The following is a 17,214-nucleotide window of genomic DNA, read 5'->3' as shown; positions in this document are numbered from 1 at the left end:
GCTTCAGCGCAAATTGCGAACTGGTATCAACAAAGGCTGGCGATGATAGCAGACCATGCCTTTGCTGAACACCAATCACCTTCATAGCCCTGATACATTCCATCAATCGGCCTGACGACGCAGGAATGCCGGAATGTCCAGGTAGTCCAGGTCATCCTGCGGATTCATCTTCGCGGCAGCCGCAGCACCGGCCTGAGCCTGGTTGCGCATGACGGTCGGACGGTCCAGATCACGGTAGTTCACCGCAGGCTGCTCCTGACGGGCCGGAGCCGGTTGTTGCACCTGAGCCGAAGCCATGGAGGTGTGAACGGTGTTGTCGATAACCTTCACAGGCTTCTCGATCTTCGCGCCCAGACCGGTGGCAACCACAGTCACGTGCAGCTCGTCGCGCATGTCCGGATCGATAACGGTACCGACCTTGACCATCGCGTGCTCGGAAGCGAAGGCTTCGATGATCGAACCGACGTCGGAGTACTCACCCAGGGACAGGTCAGGACCGGCGGTGATGTTCACCAGAATGCCGCGTGCGCCTTGCAGGTTGACGTCTTCCAGCAGCGGGTTGCGGATTGCCGCTTCGGTGGCTTCACGTGCACGGTTCGGACCGCTGGCGCAGCCAGTGCCCATCATCGCCATGCCCATTTCGCTCATCACGGTACGTACGTCGGCGAAGTCGACGTTGATCATGCCCGGACGCTTGATGATGTCGGAGATACCGCGAACGGCACCGGCCAGAACATCGTCAGCCTTGGCGAAAGCCGACAGCAGGCTGGCGTCCTTGCCGAGGATGGTCAGCAGTTTTTCGTTCGGAATGGTGATCAGCGAGTCGACGCTTTCCGAGAGCATGCGGATGCCTTCGTCGGCGATCTGCATACGCTTGCGGCCTTCGAACGGGAACGGACGGGTCACGACCGCAACGGTCAGGATGCCCATTTCCTTGGCCACTTCAGCGATGATCGGCGCCGCACCGGTACCGGTACCGCCGCCCATGCCAGTGGTGATGAACACCATGTTGGTGCCGGCCAGCACTTCAGCGATGCGCTCGCGGTCTTCCAGAGCGGCTTGACGGCCGACTTCAGGATTGGCGCCAGCGCCCAGGCCTTTGGTCACGCCAGTGCCCAGTTGCAGGATGGTCCGCGCGCCGATGTTTTTCAGCGCTTGAGCATCGGTGTTGGCGCAGATGAACTCAACGCCTTCGATGTTGCTCTTGACCATGTGATTGACAGCGTTGCCGCCGCCACCGCCGACACCGATAACTTTGATTACCGGGCTTGCGGGGATGTTGTCTACGAGTTCGAACATTTTCCCTCTCCTTACATTCTCTAGTTTTTTCGCCTACTGCTGTTTGTAGCGGTGTTGCGGTAAAGCTTTAAAAATTGCCCTGGACCCATTTTTTCAAGCGGTCCAGCAGCGGCGCCTGAGGCTCTTCGCTGCTGTAGCTGTCGCGGCTGCCGATGCCGGAGAACGAAACTCCGTCGGACTGCTTTTGCAGGCCGTACATCAACAAACCGACGCCAGTGGAATAAATCGGGTTGCGCACTACGTCATCCAGACCTTTCACGCCATGCGGCACGCCGAGGCGTACCGGCATGTGGAAGATTTCTTCGGCCAGTTCGGTCGCGCCTTCCATTTTCGATGTACCGCCGGTGAGCACGATGCCCGCCGGAATCAGGTCTTCGTAGCCGCTGCGACGCAGCTCGGCCTGAATCAGGGTGAACAGTTCGTCGTAACGCGGCTCGACCACTTCGGCCAGGGCCTGACGCGACAGTTCGCGCGGTGGACGGTCGCCGACGCTCGGCACCTTGATGGTTTCGCCGGCACCGGCCAGTTTCGCCAGGGCGCAGGCATAGCGGATCTTGATTTCTTCGGCGTACTGGGTCGGGGTGCGCAACGCCATGGCGATGTCGTTGGTCACCTGATCACCGGCAATCGGGATCACCGCGGTGTGACGGATCGCGCCTTCGGTGAAGATCGCGATGTCGGTAGTGCCGCCGCCGATGTCGACCAGGCACACGCCCAGTTCTTTCTCGTCGTCGGTCAGCACCGAGTAGGCCGAAGCCAGTTGCTCGAGAATGATGTCGTCGATTTCCAGACCGCAGCGACGCACGCATTTTTCAATGTTCTGTGCGGCGTTGACGGCGCAGGTGACCACGTGAACCTTGGCTTCCAGACGCACGCCGGACATGCCCAGCGGCTCGCGCACGCCTTCCTGGTTATCGATCACGTAATCCTGCGGCAGGGTGTGCAGCACGCGCTGGTCAGCCGGAATCGCCACGGCCTGGGCGGCGTCGAGCACGCGCTCAAGGTCGGCCGAGCTGACTTCGCGATCACGGATCGCGACGATGCCGTGGGAGTTCAGGCTGCGAATGTGATTGCCGGCCACGCCGACGAACGCCGAGTGAATGCGGCAGCCGGCCATCAGTTGGGCTTCTTCGATCGCACGCTGGATCGACTGCACGGTGGATTCGATGTTGACCACCACGCCCTTCTTCAGGCCGCGGGACGGATGTGTGCCGATCCCGACGATTTCCAGCTGGCCGTCGTCCGCGACCTCGCCTACCAGCGCCACCACTTTGGAGGTGCCGATATCCAGACCGACGATCATTTTGCCGCTTTGCACGTTTGCCATGGGTCCTGCCTCTTCTTAATTCTTTGCGACAGCGGGTTGGGCTGTCGTCGGCGCTACGGGTTCCCGCCAGCCAACAGCAAGGCCGTTGGCGTAGCGCAGATCGATGCGCGCAATGTTCGTAATCTGCTCTTTCAGCGTCTTGTCATAGATGGCGATGAAGCGGCGCATCTTTTCCACCAGGTTGCCGCGTCCCAGCAGCAACTCGATGCCGGGGCCGGAACTGCCGGCACCGGTGGTCAGGAACCAGCTGCCGCGTTCACGCAATTCCAGGCGTGCAATCGAAAAACCCAGCGGCCGCAGCATCTGGCTCAACACCTGATACTGCTGCATCACCTGCTGCTGAGCCCGTTGTGGGCCGAACAGCTGCGGCAGGTGTTCGTAGTTCGCCAGTTCCTTGGGCGTGAACGCCTGGCCCTGGTTGTTGAGCAGCGACTCGTCGCCCCAGCGCGCCACCGGCAATTGTTCTTCGAGGCGGATCACCACTTGGTCCGGCCATACCCGGCGCACTTCGGCGTGGGCGATCCACGGCATCTGCTCAAGCTCGGTACGCATACCGGCGAGGTCGATGGTGAAGAAGCTCGACGCCACGAACGGTGCGATCCGCTGCTGCACCGCCTGCTGGCTGATGTAACTCAAGTCGCCCTGCACCGCGATCTTGCTGATCGGCCGGTCGGCATACGGCAGCAAACGCTGCGCACCTTCGTAGGTGCCAAAGCCCAGTGCCACCAGCAGCACCGGCCAGAACAGGCTTTTCAGAAAACTGAAATTGGCTTTCGGCAGGCGCGCGGACATCGGCTCTTTCGCCACCATTCGGCTGGCACCCCGCGGCACCGGCTTGCGGCCGGGTGCGGGTGGCTGATGTCTGAGATGAGCGCCTTGCATGGTCTTAACCTCGCGCCTCTGTTGCGCCTGCGCCTTCAACGCTGGCGGCCAGAATGGCCAGAACCAGTTGCTGGAAATCCAGACCGGCAGCCCGCGCCGCCATCGGCACCAGGCTGTGATCGGTCATGCCCGGTGCGGTATTGACTTCAAGGAACCAGAACTGCCCGTCGGCGTCCTGCATCACGTCCGCCCGGCCCCAACCGGCGATACCCAGCGCCTCACAGGCCTTGGCCGTGAGCTCCATGAGTTCCTGTTCCTTGGCCGCGTCCAGTCCGCACGGAATGCGGTACTGGGTATCGTTGGCGATGTACTTGGCGTCGTAGTCGTAAAATGTGTGCGGTGTACCCAGGGCGATAGGAGGCAACACCTGGTCACGCAGGGTGGCGATGGTGAACTCCGGACCTTGAATCCATTGCTCGACCAACACTTGCGAATCGTAGGTACTGGCCGCTTTCCATGCGTCGATCAACTCGGACGCAGAATTCACTTTGGCCATCCCGATACTTGAACCTTCATGCGCCGGTTTGACGATCAAAGGCAAGCCCAGTTCCGTCGCTGCCGAAATACAATCGGCTTCGCTGCACAGCACGGCGTGACGTGGCGTCGGAATCCCGAGGCTGTGCCAGACCTGCTTGGTGCGCAGCTTGTCCATCGCCAGTGCGGAAGCAAGAATGCCGCTGCCGGTGTACGGGATGCCCGCGCACTCGAGCAGGCCCTGCATGCTGCCGTCTTCACCGCCGCGACCGTGGAGAATGATGAACGCGCGGTCGATCTTTTCGCTGAGCAGACGCTGCAGGAAGTCTTCGCCCACATCGATACCGAACGCATCCACGCCAGCGCTTTGCAGCGCCTCAAGCACGGCGTTACCGGATTTCAGCGACACCTCACGCTCGGCACTCAGGCCGCCGAAGAGCACGGCGACGCGGCCGAAGTCTTTCGGCGCGATCGTGGAAAACAGCTTGGCGTAGGCAGCAGTCATTTCAACTTCCCCTCGACCGACGCCGCCACGGCGCCGGCGAACAACTCACTTTTCAACAGTTTCGGTGCGAGACCGCCGATATCACCGGCGCCCTGGCACAACAGAATGTCGCCGGCACGCAGCAGCGGCTTGACCAGCGGCGCCAGATCGACACCACGCTCGATGTAGATCGGGTCGAGCTGACCGCGCTGGCGGATGCTGTTGCACAGTTTGCGGCTGTCGGCGCCCGGGATCGGCTCTTCGCCTGCCGGATAGACTTCCATCAGCAGCAGCACGTTGGCATCGGCCAGCACATTGACGAAGTCGTCGTACAGATCGCGGGTGCGGCTGTAACGGTGCGGCTGGTAAACCATCACCAGACGACGCTCCGGCCAGCCACCGCGCACGGCTTTGATCACCGCAGCGACTTCGGTCGGGTGGTGGCCGTAGTCGTCGACGAGCATCACGTTGCCGCCGTCCACCGGCAGTTCGCCGTAGACCTGGAAGCGCCGACCGACACCCTGGAAGCCTGACAGGCCCTGGACAATCGCTTCATCGCTGACGCCTTCGTCGGTGGCGATGCAGATGGTCGCCAGCGAGTTGAGCACGTTGTGATTGCCGGGCATGTTCACCGACACGTCGAGCGGCTCGCGATCCGGGCGCAGCACGGTAAAGAAGGTCTGCATGCCCTGCTGACGCACATTGATTGCGCGCACATCGGCGTCTTCGCTGAAGCCATAGGTCACGGTCGGACGTTTCACCAGCGGCAGGATCTCCCGCACCACCGGATCGTCCAGGCACATCACCGCCAAACCGTAGAACGGCAGGTTGTGCAGGAATTCGACGAAGGTTTTCTTCAGTTTGTTGAAGTCACCGTCGTAGGTCGCCATGTGGTCGGCGTCGATATTGGTGACCACGGCCACCAGCGGCTGCAGGTGCAGGAAGCTCGCATCGCTTTCGTCGGCTTCGGCGATCAGGTAACGGCTGGTGCCGAGCTGAGCGTTGGTGCCCGCTGCATTCAGACGACCACCGATCACGAACGTCGGATCCAGCCCCCCGGCCGCGAACACCGAAGCGATCAGGCTGGTGGTGGTGGTTTTGCCGTGGGTACCGGCGACGGCGATGCCGTGGCGATAGCGCATCAGCTCGGCGAGCATTTCTGCGCGCGGTACCACTGGAATGCGGCGCTCAAGGGCGGTCGCGACTTCCGGGTTGGAGGTGTTCACTGCGCTCGACACCACCAGCACGTCGGCGGTAGCGGCGTTCTCGGCACGGTGACCGATGAAGATCTGCGCGCCGAAGGTTTCCAGGCGCTCGGTGACCGGCGACGCTTTCAGGTCGGAACCGGAGACTTGATAGCCCAGGTTCAACAACACTTCAGCGATACCGCACATGCCCACGCCGCCGATGCCGACGAAGTGGATGCGCCGGATGCGGCGCATTTCCGGTTGTGGCATGGCTTTCTGATTCTCAACCATGGGCCACCTCCAGACAGGTATCGACCACGCTACGGGTGGCATCGGGTTTGGCCAGTCGGCGGGCCGCTTGGGCCATTGCTTCGAGTCGTTGCGGTTGCATCAAGACCTCTGTCAGGCGCGCGGCAAGATCCGCGGCACCAGTCGTTCTTTGTGGCATCAGGAAGGCAGCGCCTTCGCGGGCCAAATAATCGGCGTTGCGGGTCTGGTGATCGTCGATCGCGTGGGGCAAGGGCACCAGCATCGAGGGCAGACCGGCGGCCGCCAGCTCACTGATGGTCAGCGCGCCGGCGCGGCACACCACCAGGTCAGCCCAGCCATAGGCCTGGGCCATGTCTTTGATGAACGGCTGCACCTGCGCTTCCACGCCCGCGGCGCGGTAACGCTCGGCAGTCACTTCATCGTGATTTTTGCCGGCCTGATGGAACACTTCCGGGCGCAGGTCGGCAGCGACTTGGGCCAGGGCTTCAGGCAGCAATTTGTTCAACGGTTCTGCGCCCAGGCTGCCGCCAAGGATCAGCAAACGCGCTCTGCGCCCGGCCAGCGCCGGTCGCGATGTCTCGAGGAACAGCTCGCTGCGCACCGGATTACCGGTGGTACGGCGGCTGTCCGACAGAGTAAAGGTGTCGGGGAACGCTTCACACACTCGGGCGGCGAACGGCACCAGCAACCGATTGGCGGTGCCGGCGACAGCGTTCTGCTCATGAACGATCACCGGCACGCCAGCCAGTTTCGCGGCAAGGCCACCAGGGCCAGTCACATAACCGCCGAAACCGACGACGCATACGGGCTTCAAGCGGCGCATGACCGCCCGCGCCTGCCACACCGATTTCAGCAGCATCAAAGGCGCCTTGAGCAGCGACAGCTTGCCCTTGCCGCGCAGACCGCTGGCGTTGATCCGGTGCAGTTCAAGCCCTGCCGCCGGGACCAGTTCGTTTTCGATGCCGCGTGGTGTGCCGAGCCAGTGCACGGTATAGCCGCGCGCCTGAAACTCGCGGGCACAGGCCAGCGCCGGGAACACGTGGCCGCCGGTACCGCCGGCCATGATCAGTACGTTAGCGCCCATGAGTCGGCTCCTCGGCGAAGTCGCTCTCCTGGAATTCCATCTCTTCGCTGCCCAGGTGGGTTCGACTCTCCCACTCGATGCGCAGCAACAGGCCCAGACAGGCGCAGCAGATCACCAGCGAGCTGCCGCCGTAACTGAGGAACGGCAAGGTCAGGCCCTTGGTTGGCAGCAGGCCGACGTTCACCCCGATGTTGATCAGGAACTGACCGATCCACAGGAACGACAAGCCGTACGCCACATAAGCGGCGAAGAACTGTTTGGCTTTCTCCGCCCACAGGCCGATGTACATGCCGCGAATACACACGAACACGAACAGCGCGACAGTGCACAGCGAACCGACCGCACCGAGCTCTTCGGCGAGGACCGAGAACACGAAGTCGGTGTGCGCTTCCGGCAGGTAGAACTGCTTCTGCACACTGTTGCCCAGGCCGACGCCCAGCCACTCGCCGCGGCCGAAGGCGATCAAGGCTTGCGACAGTTGATAACCGGCGCCGAACTGGTCGGCCCACGGGTCGGCGAAGTTGGTCAGACGCGCCATTCGATAGGGCTGCATCTGGATCAGCAACACCACTGCGCCGACCGCCAGCACCACCATTAGCGAGAAACGGAACAGTCCGACCCCGCCAAGAAACAGCATCGCCGCCGCCGCGCCCATCATTACCACGGTGGCACCGAAGTCCGGCTCCATGAGCAACAGACCGGCCATCGGCAGCAGGACAATGAACGGCTTGAAGAAGCCCATCCAGCTCTCGCGCACTTCTTTCTGCCGGCGCACCAGATAGCCGGCGAGGTAGATCACCACGAACACCTTGGCGATTTCCGACGGCTGCACGTTGAAGAAGCTGAAACCGATCCAGCGCATCGAACCGTTCACTTCTCGTCCGATGCCGGGGATGATCACCATCACCAGCAGGCCGAACGCACCGATCAGCATCATCCAGCCGAGGCGCTGCCAGGTGGCGATCGGGATCATCATGGTGACGATGCACGCGCCCAGACCCAGCACCACATAAATAAGGTGGCGAATCATGTAATACAGCGGACTGCCCGACTGCGCCGCCGCCACTTCGGTGGACGCCGAGGCAATCATGATCAGGCCCAGGCCGAGCAGCGCCAGGCACCCGGCGAGCATCGGGAAATCGAGGTCGATGCCACGCCCGGTGATCAGCGGCGACGGGTACGGCTTGATGATGTTTCTCAGGTTCATGCCAGTTCCTCCACAGCGCGGACGAACTGGTGACCACGGTCTTCGTAATTCTTGAACATGTCGAAACTGGCGCAGGCCGGCGACAGCAGCACCACGTCACCCGGCTGGGCAGCGGCGCGGCATTGCTCGACGGCGTCGACCAGCGAGGTCGCGCGGATCAACGGCACGGCATCGCCAATGGCTTCGCCGATCTTGTCCGAGTCGCGGCCCATCAGCACCACGGCGCGGCAATTGGCGGCGACCGGATCGCGCAGATCGTTGAATTCGGCGCCCTTGCCGTCACCGCCGGCGATCAGGATGACCTTGCCGTCGATGTCCGCACCCAGGCCTTCGATGGCAGCCAGCGCGGCGCCAACGTTGGTGGCTTTGGAATCGTTGTAGTAGGCCACGCCGTCGAGATCACGCACCCACTGGCAGCGGTGTTCGAGTCCGGTAAACGTGCGCAGTGCCGAGAGCATGGCGTCGAACGGCAGGCCGACGGCGTGACCCAATGCCAAGGCTGCAAGAGCGTTGGACTGGTTATGTGCGCCGCGAACTTTCAACTCACGCACCGGCAGCAGGTTCTGGAATTCGAAGGCCAGATACTTCTCGCCATCTTCTTCGCGGATACCGAACGCTTTGAAATCCGGTTTGCTCAGGCCGAAGGTCCAGCAAGGCTGGCCTTCGCCGATCAATGGGCGGCTGAGGGCATCCTGACGATTGACCACGAACTGCTTCGCGCCACGGAAGATCCGGTGCTTGGCCAGGTGATACGCCGGCAGACCGCTGTAGCGATCCATGTGGTCTTCGCTGATGTTCAGCACGGTGGCGACTTCGGCGTTGAGCTGGTCGGTGGTTTCCAGCTGAAAACTCGACAGCTCCATCACGTACAGCTCGACGTCGTCGCTGAGCAGGTCCAGCGCCGGGGTGCCGAGGTTGCCGCCAACAGCGACGCGCTTGCCGGCCGCAGCCGCCATCTCGCCGACCAGCGTGGTCACGGTGCTTTTCGCGTTGGAACCGGTGATTGCGACGATCGGCGCCCGCGCGTTACGCGCGAACAGCTCGATGTCGCCGGACATTTTCACGCCACGGGCCGCGGCGGCTTGCAGGGCTGGGGTCGCCAGCGCCAGGCCGGGACTCACGTAGAGCTCGTCGGCACGGCAGAGGAATTCGACGTCCAGCTCGCCACAACGCACTTCCACGTGCGGATAGTCACGCTTGAGCGTGGCCAGTTCCGGTGGATTTTCCCGCGTGTCGGCCACGGCAAACGACGTGCCCCGGTTCGCCAGGAAGCGAACCAGGGACATGCCGCTCTTGCCGAGGCCGACAACGATGCGGAAGTGGTCAGAAGCGATCAGAGACACTCGTTCTACCTCAGCTTCAGGGTGGCAAGGCCGACCAGGACAAGAATAACGGTGATGATCCAGAAACGGACGATCACGCGCGGCTCGGGCCAGCCCTTGAGTTCAAAGTGGTGGTGTATCGGCGCCATGCGGAACACGCGGCGACCGGTCAGCTTAAAGGAGGCAACCTGAATGACCACTGACAGGGTTTCCATCACGAACACGCCGCCCATGATGAACAGGACGATTTCCTGGCGCACGATCACGGCGATGGTGCCCAGCGCCGCGCCGAGTGCCAGTGCACCGACGTCGCCCATGAACACTTGCGCCGGATAGGTGTTGAACCAGAGGAAACCGAGGCCGGCACCAATCAGCGCACCGCAGAACACGATCAGTTCGCCCGCGCCCGGCACGTAGGGAATCAGCAGGTATTCGGCGAATTTCACGTTGCCCGACAGGTAGCAGAAAATCCCCAGGCCGCCGCCGACCATCACCGTCGGCATGATCGCCAGACCGTCGAGGCCGTCAGTCAGGTTGACCGCGTTGCTCGAACCGACAATCACGAAGTAGGTCAGCACGATGAAGCCGGCGCCCAGCGGAATGCTGTAGTCCTTGAGCATCGGCAGGATCAGCGTGGTTTCCACCGGCGTTGCGGCGGTCATATAAAGGAAGATCGCCGCGCCGAGGCCGAACACCGACTGCCAGAAGTATTTCCAGCGGCTCGGCAGGCCACGGGAGTTTTTCTCGATGACTTTGCGGTAATCGTCGACCCAGCCGATGGCGCCGAACAGCAGGGTCACCAGCAGCACCACCCAGACGTAGCGGTTGCTCAGGTCAGCCCAGAGCAAGGTGCTGACGCCGATCGACGACAGAATCAGCGCGCCACCCATGGTCGGCGTGCCGGATTTGGACAGATGCGATTGCGGGCCGTCATTGCGTACCGATTGGCCGATCTGACGGTTCTGCAGAGTACGGATCATCCACGGGCCATAGCACAGCGACAAAACCAGCGCGGTCAGCACACCGAGAATCCCGCGCAGGGTCAGGTACTGAAAGACCGCGAAGCCTTTGTAGAACTGTTGCAGATACTCCGCTAGCAGCAGCAGCATTAATGTTTCTCCAGACTGGACCCGCACAGAGCCGCAACGATGTTTTCCATCGCTGCGCTGCGCGAACCCTTGATCAAAATGGTGGTGTTTGTGTCCTGCTCGGCGGCGAGGGCCTGGATCAGCTCGGCCTGTGTGCCGAAGTGCTGCGCCTGCTCACCGAAAGCGTTTACGGCGTGGACCATGTTCGGCCCGACTGCGTAAAGCGCGGAAACCTTGCCTCGGGCGTACTCGCCCACGTCGCGGTGCCCCTGCTCCGCCCAGTCGCCCAACTCGCCGATATCCCCGAGCACCAGGACGGTGCGGCCGGAAAAGCCGGCGAGTATATCAACGGCCGCGCACATCGAGGTGGGGTTTGCGTTGTAGGTGTCGTCGATCACGCGCATGCCGTTTTTCGCCAGTTGCGCGACGGTACGTCCCTTGACCGGTTGCACCGCGCCGAGCCCGGTGGCGATGCCGAACAGCGACACGCCCAAGGCGTGAGCAGCAGCGGCGGCGGCCAAAGCATTGGCGACGTTGTGGGTACCGAGCAGGTTCAGTTGCACGCGCTCGCTGCCTTCCGGCGTGTGCAGATTGAACGCCGGGCAGCCCCGAGCATCGGTGGCCAGATCACTGGCATGGAAATTCGCCTCGCTGTTGCTCAGGGCGAAGGTCAATACCTGACGGCCTGCCGCGCGGGTCTTCCAGATACCGAAAGCCTTGTCATCGAGGTTGAGCACGGCGATGCCATCGGCGGCCAGGCCTTCGATGATTTCGCCTTTGGCTTCAACGATTTTTTCCGGGCCGCCGAACTCACCGACGTGAGCGGTGCCGGCATTGTTGAGGATCGCTACGTGCGGCTTGGTCAGCCCGACGGTGTAGGCGATTTCGCCCAGACGCGAGGCGCCCAGTTCGATGACAGCCGAGGTGTGTTCCGGCGCCAGTTCGATCAGGGTCAGCGGTACGCCGAGGTCGTTGTTCAGGTTGCCACGGGTCGCCAGCACCGGGCCGCGCGTGCGCAGGATGCTCGCAAGCATTTCCTTGACCGTGGTCTTGCCGCTGGAACCGGTCACCGCTGCCACTGGCTGGGTGAACGCAGCACGATTCAAGGCGCCAAGTTGGCCCAAGGCCTGACGGGTGTCCTTGACCAGCAATTGCGGCAGAGCGCTGTCGGCGACTTCGCGCTCGACCAGTGCCGCCACGGCGCCTTTGCCAGCGACATCATTCAGATAATCGTGGCCGTCGAAACGCGGGCCAGTCAGGGCAATGAACAGTTGGCCGGGCTGGATCGCGCGGCTGTCGATACTCACGCCGTTGAAACTGGCGTCGTTGCCGATCAGACGGGCTTCGAGCGCGTTGGTCAATTCGCTGAGTGTCAGGGCCTTAAGCATGGGCCACCTCCCACGCGGTCAGGGCATGATCGGCCTCGACCAGATCGGAAAACGCATGGCGCACGCCGTTGATTTCCTGATAGTCCTCATGACCTTTGCCGGCCAGGACAATCACGTCGTCAGCGGTCGCGCCGGCAATCAATTGCGCGATGGCCTGGCCGCGACCGGCGACGAAAGTGACTTTATCCACAGCGGTAAAACCGGCGCGGATGTCGTCGAAAATCACAGCAGGATCTTCGGTGCGCGGGTTGTCATCGGTAACCAGCACCTGATCGGCCAGACGCTCGACCACTTCGGCCATCAACGGACGCTTGCCGCGATCGCGATCACCGCCGCAACCGAACAGGCACAGCAATTGGCCTTTGACGTGCGGGCGCAGTGCGGTAAGCACTTTTTCCAGGGCATCCGGGGTGTGGGCGTAATCGACCACCACCAGCGGCTGCGTACCGCCGCCCAGACGCTGCATGCGACCGGCCGGGCCTTCGAGCTTCGGCAGCACTTTGAGAATTTCGTCGAGGGCGTAATCCAGACCGAGCAAGGCGCCGACTGCGGCCAGAACGTTGCTCAGGTTGAAACGGCCGAGCAGCGTGCTGCGCAGGTGGTGTTCGCCCTGCGGCGTGACCAGTGTGGCGCGCACGCCGTGGTCGTCGAACTGCGCTTCGCGGCAGAACAGGTAAGCGCTGCTGTCGAGCAGGCTGTAGGTGATCAAGCGCGACTCGCGTTTCTCCGCCGCCAGTTGCCGGCCGAAATCGTCGTCGAGGTTGACCACCCGGCACTTCAGGTCATTCCAGGCAAACAGCTTGGCCTTGGCCTCGGCGTACGCCTGCATGGTGCCGTGATAATCCAGATGATCGCGGGACAGGTTGGTCATCACTGCCACGTCGAATGCCAGCGCGGTAACCCGCCCCTGATCCAGACCGTGGGACGACACTTCCATGGCCACGGCTTTGGCGCCGGCCTTTTTCAGGTCGCCCAGGGTCGCTTGCACGGCAATCGGGTTCGGCGTGGTGTGCAGGCCGCTTTCCAGCGCGCCATAAAAACCGGAACCGAGGGTGCCGACGATGCCGCAATGCTGACCGAGCAGATCCAGTGCCTGCGCGACCAGTTGGGTCACGCTGGTCTTGCCGTTGGTGCCGGTGACGCCGATCAGGTTCAGGTGATGACTCGGCTCACCGTAAAAACGTCCGGCGATGTCCGACAGCTGCGCCGCGAGACCTTTCACAGGAATCAGTGGCACGTCGGTGATTGGCAGCACGGTCGCGCCTTCGACTTCATAAGCCACGGCAGCCGCGCCGCGTTGCAAGGCATCGGCAATGTGCGCGCGGCCATCGAAACGGCCGCCGGGCACGGCGAGAAACAGGTCGCCGGCGCGCACGTTGCGGCTATCCAGCGCCAGTTCACGGATCAACAGATCGTGGCCGGCGTGGGGGAATATCTTGTTCAGACTTAATGACATCAGCCGCGCCCTCCATTGGCTTTCAGCGGAACGACCGGGGTGGCGTTGGCCTGCTGCGTGGTCGGCAGGTTGTCCGGGGTCACGTTCATCAGGCGCAGGGTGCCGGACATCACACGGCTGAACACTGGCGCCGAGACCAGACCACCGAAGTAACCGGCCTTGGTCGGTTCATCGATCACCACAACGATGGCGTAACGCGGATCGCTCATCGGGCCGAAACCGGCGAACAGCGAACGGTAGGAGTTTTCCGCGTAGCCCTTGGTACCGACCGAGGTCTTGCGCGCAGTACCCGACTTGCCGCCGACGTGGTACGCCGGAACCTGCGCACGGAACACGCCGCGCGGCGCTTCGATCACTTGCTGCAACATGCCCTGCATGGTTTTCGCCACGGCTTCGGGCAACACTTGCGTGGTCTGCGGCATCTTGTCGGTTTTGATCAGGGTCAGCGGCGCGAGACGGCCGTTGTTGGCCAGCGCCGAGAACGCGTGCACCAGCTGGATTGCGGTCACGGAGATACCGTAGCCGTAAGACAAGGTTGCAGTTTCAGCCTTGCGCCATTCGCGATAGTTCGGCAGATTGCCGACGCGTTCGCCGGGGAAGCCCAGGCCGGTGTCCTGACCGAGGCCGACTTTCTGCGCCAGACGGAAAATGGTTTCGCCGCCGATATCGAAGGCGACCTTGCTCATGCCGACGTTACTGGAATTGATCAGGATGCCGGTCAGATCGAGCACCGGGCCTTCGGTCTTCGACACGTCTTTGATGGTGTACTTGCCGATCTGCAACGAGCCCGGATACACCTCGACGGTGTCGCTCGGTTTCCAGCGACCGGTTTCGATCGCCGCGCTCATGGAAATGGCTTTCATGGTCGAACCCGGTTCGAACACGTCGATCATCGCGCGGTTGCGCATCATCGCCGGTTGCAGGTTGCGACGGTTGTTCGGGTTGTAGGTCGGCTGGTTGACCATGGCCAGAATCTCGCCGGTCTTCACATCCATGATCACCAGACTGCCGGCCTTGGCGCCGTTCTCGATGATCGCGTTGCGCAGCTCACGGTTGGCCAGGTATTGCAGACGCAGATCAATCGACAACGCCAAGGGCTTGCCGGCCTTGGCGTTCTTGGTGACCTGAACATCCTTGATCAGCCGGCCACGGCGATCCTTGATGACTTGTCGTTTGCCCGGCACCCCGGCCAGCCATTCGTCATAGGCCAGCTCGACGCCTTCACGACCGTGATCGTCGATGTCGGTAAAGCCGACCATGTGCGCGGTGACTTCACCGGCCGGGTAGAAGCGGCGGAATTCTTCGATGCCGTACACGCCCGGCACTTTCAGATCGAGCACAGCCTGGCCCTGCTCGGGAGTCAACCCCCGCACCAGATAAATGAATTCCTTGTTGGCCTGGGCTTCGAGGCGTTCGCTCAGGGCTTTCGGGTCCTGCCCCAGCGCGGCAGCAAGAGCCGGCCACTTCTCTTTGGCCGTTTGCATTTCCTTGGCATTGGCCCACAGCGTGGTCACCGGCGTACTGACAGCCAGAGGCTCGCCGTTACGGTCGGTGATCAGGCCACGGTGCGCCGGAATCGGAATGTGTCGCAGACTGCGCGCGTCGCCCTGCCCTTTGAGGAAGTCACGGTCGACCACTTGCAGATCGATGATGCGCCAGCAGATCGCCGCGACCATCAGGCCGAGCAGCGCCACCATCAGGCGGAAGCGCCATGGGAACAGTGCGCCTTCGAGTTTCATCATGGCGCCACCATCTTCACGTCAGCCGCGCCAGGGATGTGCATTTTCAGTTGTTCGGTCGCCAGCACTTCGATGCGGCTGTGCGCAGTCCAGGTGCTCTGCTCGAGAATCAGCCGACCCCACTCGGCCTGCGCCTTGTCGCGCACGCTGAGCTCGTTGTACAGGGTGTTGAGCAACTGCCGGCTCCAGTGCGCGCTGTACGACACGGCGATCGCCGAAAACAGCACGCCGATAAACAGCAGCAGCATCAGAAAGCTGCCGCCGGGCAGTGGCTTGGCGAAAAGCTTGCTCACCGCAACTTCTCCGCGACACGCATGACGGCGCTACGGGAACGTGGGTTGGCTTTGAGCTCGGCGTCGGAGGCCGTCTGGGCTTTGCCGTGGACTTTGATTTTCGGTTCGAAGGCGACGTGGCGAACCGGCAGGTTGCGCGGCAGGTTGTCGGCTTCGCCTTTCACCAGCTTGCGCATGAACAGTTTGACGATGCGGTCTTCCAGCGAGTGGAAGCTGATCACCACCAGACGACCGCCGATTTCCAGCGCTTCCAGGGCGGCGTCGAGACCGGCTTCCAGGTCGCCCAGTTCGTTATTGACGTGAATGCGCAAACCCTGGAACGCGCGAGTGGCCGGGTTCTTGCCCTTTTCCCACGCCGGGTTGGCGACTTTCAGCACTTCGGCCAGATCGGCCGTGCGTTCGAATGGCTTGATGTCACGACGCTCAGCGACGGCACGGGCCATGCGCCCGGAAAAACGTTCTTCACCGTATTCCTTGAACACCCGGGCGATTTCCTCCACCGGCGCGGTGTTGACGAATTCGGCGGCGCTGATGCCACGGGACGGGTCCATGCGCATGTCCAGCGGCCCGTCATTGAGGAAGCTGAAGCCACGCTCGGCGTCGTCAAGTTGCGGCGACGACACGCCGAGGTCGAGCAGAATGCCGCTGACCTTGCCGGTCAGGCCTTGTTCGGCAACCACCGAACCGAGCTCGGCAAAGCTGCGCTGCACAACGACAAAGCGGCCGTCTTCGGCCGCTAGCGCTTGCCCGGTGGCAATCGCTTGTGGATCCTTGTCGAATCCGATAAGTCGACCGTCCGGCCCAAGCTGGCTGAGGATCAACCGGCTGTGCCCGCCGCGCCCGAACGTGCCGTCCAGATAGCAGCCATCAGGACGTACGGCGAGAGCCTCGACGGCTTCGTCAAGCAGTACGGTGATGTGGTTAAAGCCGCTATCAATAGTCACAGGATCAAATCACGCAGTTCATCAGGCATCGCGCCCGGTTGTTGAATAGCAGCAAGGTCAGCGGCAGATACCGCGTTCCATGCATCCTCGTCCCACAGTTGGAACTTGTTCAGTTGGCCGACCAGCATCGCGCGCTTGTCCAGCTTGGCGTACTCGCGCAAACGCGGCGGAACCAGGAAACGACCACTGCCATCGAGTTCGAGGTCGACGGCATTACCAATCAATAAACGCTGCAGCCGACGGTTCTCTTCGCGAAGCGAAGGGAGTGCGCGCAACTTGGTTTCAATAATTTCCCACTCGTCGAGCGGGTAGACACACAGACACGGATCAACGGCATCAATGGTCACGATCAATTGGCCGGAACTACGCGAATCGAGCTCGTCACGGTACCGGCTCGGCATGGCGAGACGGCCCTTTGCATCGAGACTGATAGCGTTAGCTCCGCGAAACACGTCAGCGTTTCTCCAATTTTTATCGTTTTGAGCTCAAAAAACCCACTTCATGCCACTTTCCGCCACTTGCGCACACTATAGGAATGCGCCCACCACACCGTCAAGGCGCGGATTAAAGGAAAAGCCTTACAGAACGGAGATTTAGCGACGTAAAAGGAGGCTCAACGAGAATCTGACGTGAAGTTTTGACCAATAACCTGATACAGCACTGAAAGCTGCGTTCGAAAGTTAAAGTAGTTTGTTAAGAGTAAGATTTTTTCGGTATTACGAATGCGCTTCGGCTGTTGATTGAAGCAGGGTGGGAAAAGGCTATTACCG

At 62.0% G+C, this 17,214-nt stretch carries 15 protein-coding genes; all 15 read right to left on the bottom strand.

What is annotated here, in order from left to right:
* Positions 1-102: 102 nt before the first annotated feature.
* Complete coding sequence (gene ftsZ / locus AEQ63_RS18220; RefSeq protein ID WP_016773283.1) at positions 103-1,299, bottom strand: cell division protein FtsZ; 1,197 nt, start codon at positions 1,297-1,299, stop codon at positions 103-105.
* Between the two features lie 67 nt (positions 1,300-1,366).
* Positions 1,367-2,626 (bottom strand): cell division protein FtsA, encoded by a 1,260-nt coding sequence (gene ftsA / locus AEQ63_RS18215; RefSeq protein ID WP_016773282.1) that lies wholly within the window; start codon positions 2,624-2,626, stop codon positions 1,367-1,369.
* A 15-nt stretch (positions 2,627-2,641) separates the two neighbouring features.
* Complete coding sequence (locus tag AEQ63_RS18210; RefSeq protein WP_039761388.1) at positions 2,642-3,508, bottom strand: cell division protein FtsQ/DivIB; 867 nt, start codon at positions 3,506-3,508, stop codon at positions 2,642-2,644.
* Positions 3,509-3,512: 4 nt separating this feature from the next.
* Positions 3,513-4,487, bottom strand: a complete 975-nt coding sequence (locus AEQ63_RS18205; protein WP_064364301.1) for a D-alanine--D-alanine ligase — start codon at positions 4,485-4,487, stop codon at positions 3,513-3,515.
* Positions 4,484-5,944 (bottom strand): UDP-N-acetylmuramate--L-alanine ligase, encoded by a 1,461-nt coding sequence (gene murC / locus AEQ63_RS18200; RefSeq protein WP_042608371.1) that lies wholly within the window; start codon positions 5,942-5,944, stop codon positions 4,484-4,486. Before murC ends, AEQ63_RS18205 begins: the two co-directional genes overlap by 4 nt.
* The gene (gene murG / locus AEQ63_RS18195; RefSeq protein WP_064364300.1) at positions 5,937-7,007 is read right to left on the bottom strand and encodes an undecaprenyldiphospho-muramoylpentapeptide beta-N-acetylglucosaminyltransferase; all 1,071 of its coding nucleotides are present in this window, start codon (positions 7,005-7,007) and stop codon (positions 5,937-5,939) included. Before murG ends, murC begins: the two co-directional genes overlap by 8 nt.
* Positions 6,997-8,214, bottom strand: a complete 1,218-nt coding sequence (gene ftsW, locus AEQ63_RS18190) for a putative lipid II flippase FtsW (RefSeq protein WP_016773276.1) — start codon at positions 8,212-8,214, stop codon at positions 6,997-6,999. Before ftsW ends, murG begins: the two co-directional genes overlap by 11 nt.
* Positions 8,211-9,557 carry a UDP-N-acetylmuramoyl-L-alanine--D-glutamate ligase gene (murD, locus tag AEQ63_RS18185; RefSeq protein WP_042608373.1) on the bottom strand — a complete coding sequence of 449 codons (1,347 nt, stop codon included), beginning with the start codon at positions 9,555-9,557 and terminating at the stop codon, positions 8,211-8,213. The genes ftsW and murD overlap by 4 nt, the downstream gene beginning before the upstream one ends.
* 5 nt (positions 9,558-9,562) lie before the next feature.
* The gene (gene mraY, locus AEQ63_RS18180; RefSeq protein ID WP_016773275.1) at positions 9,563-10,645 is read right to left on the bottom strand and encodes a phospho-N-acetylmuramoyl-pentapeptide-transferase; all 1,083 of its coding nucleotides are present in this window, start codon (positions 10,643-10,645) and stop codon (positions 9,563-9,565) included.
* Positions 10,645-12,012: a UDP-N-acetylmuramoyl-tripeptide--D-alanyl-D-alanine ligase gene (locus AEQ63_RS18175; protein ID WP_042608374.1), complete on the bottom strand. Its 1,368-nt coding sequence runs from the start codon at positions 12,010-12,012 to the stop codon at positions 10,645-10,647. The genes mraY and AEQ63_RS18175 overlap by 1 nt, the downstream gene beginning before the upstream one ends.
* Positions 12,005-13,468: a UDP-N-acetylmuramoyl-L-alanyl-D-glutamate--2,6-diaminopimelate ligase gene (locus AEQ63_RS18170; RefSeq protein ID WP_039761379.1), complete on the bottom strand. Its 1,464-nt coding sequence runs from the start codon at positions 13,466-13,468 to the stop codon at positions 12,005-12,007. Before AEQ63_RS18170 ends, AEQ63_RS18175 begins: the two co-directional genes overlap by 8 nt.
* Positions 13,468-15,207, bottom strand: a complete 1,740-nt coding sequence (locus AEQ63_RS18165; protein WP_172667898.1) for a peptidoglycan D,D-transpeptidase FtsI family protein — start codon at positions 15,205-15,207, stop codon at positions 13,468-13,470. The genes AEQ63_RS18170 and AEQ63_RS18165 overlap by 1 nt, the downstream gene beginning before the upstream one ends.
* A complete protein-coding gene (ftsL, locus tag AEQ63_RS18160; RefSeq protein WP_064364299.1) occupies positions 15,207-15,500 on the bottom strand; it encodes a cell division protein FtsL in 294 nt (97 codons plus the stop codon). The genes AEQ63_RS18165 and ftsL overlap by 1 nt, the downstream gene beginning before the upstream one ends.
* Positions 15,497-16,444 (bottom strand): 16S rRNA (cytosine(1402)-N(4))-methyltransferase RsmH, encoded by a 948-nt coding sequence (rsmH, locus tag AEQ63_RS18155; RefSeq protein WP_042608376.1) that lies wholly within the window; start codon positions 16,442-16,444, stop codon positions 15,497-15,499. Before rsmH ends, ftsL begins: the two co-directional genes overlap by 4 nt.
* A complete protein-coding gene (mraZ, locus tag AEQ63_RS18150; protein WP_007917012.1) occupies positions 16,441-16,896 on the bottom strand; it encodes a division/cell wall cluster transcriptional repressor MraZ in 456 nt (151 codons plus the stop codon). The genes rsmH and mraZ overlap by 4 nt, the downstream gene beginning before the upstream one ends.
* Positions 16,897-17,214 lie beyond the last annotated feature (318 nt).

This window comes from Pseudomonas sp. RIT-PI-o (assembly GCF_001297215.1).
Lineage (GTDB): Bacteria > Pseudomonadota > Gammaproteobacteria > Pseudomonadales > Pseudomonadaceae > Aquipseudomonas > Aquipseudomonas moraviensis_A.
Note: the sequence above shows the minus strand (reverse complement) of the source record. Positions and strands in the feature narration are given on the sequence as shown.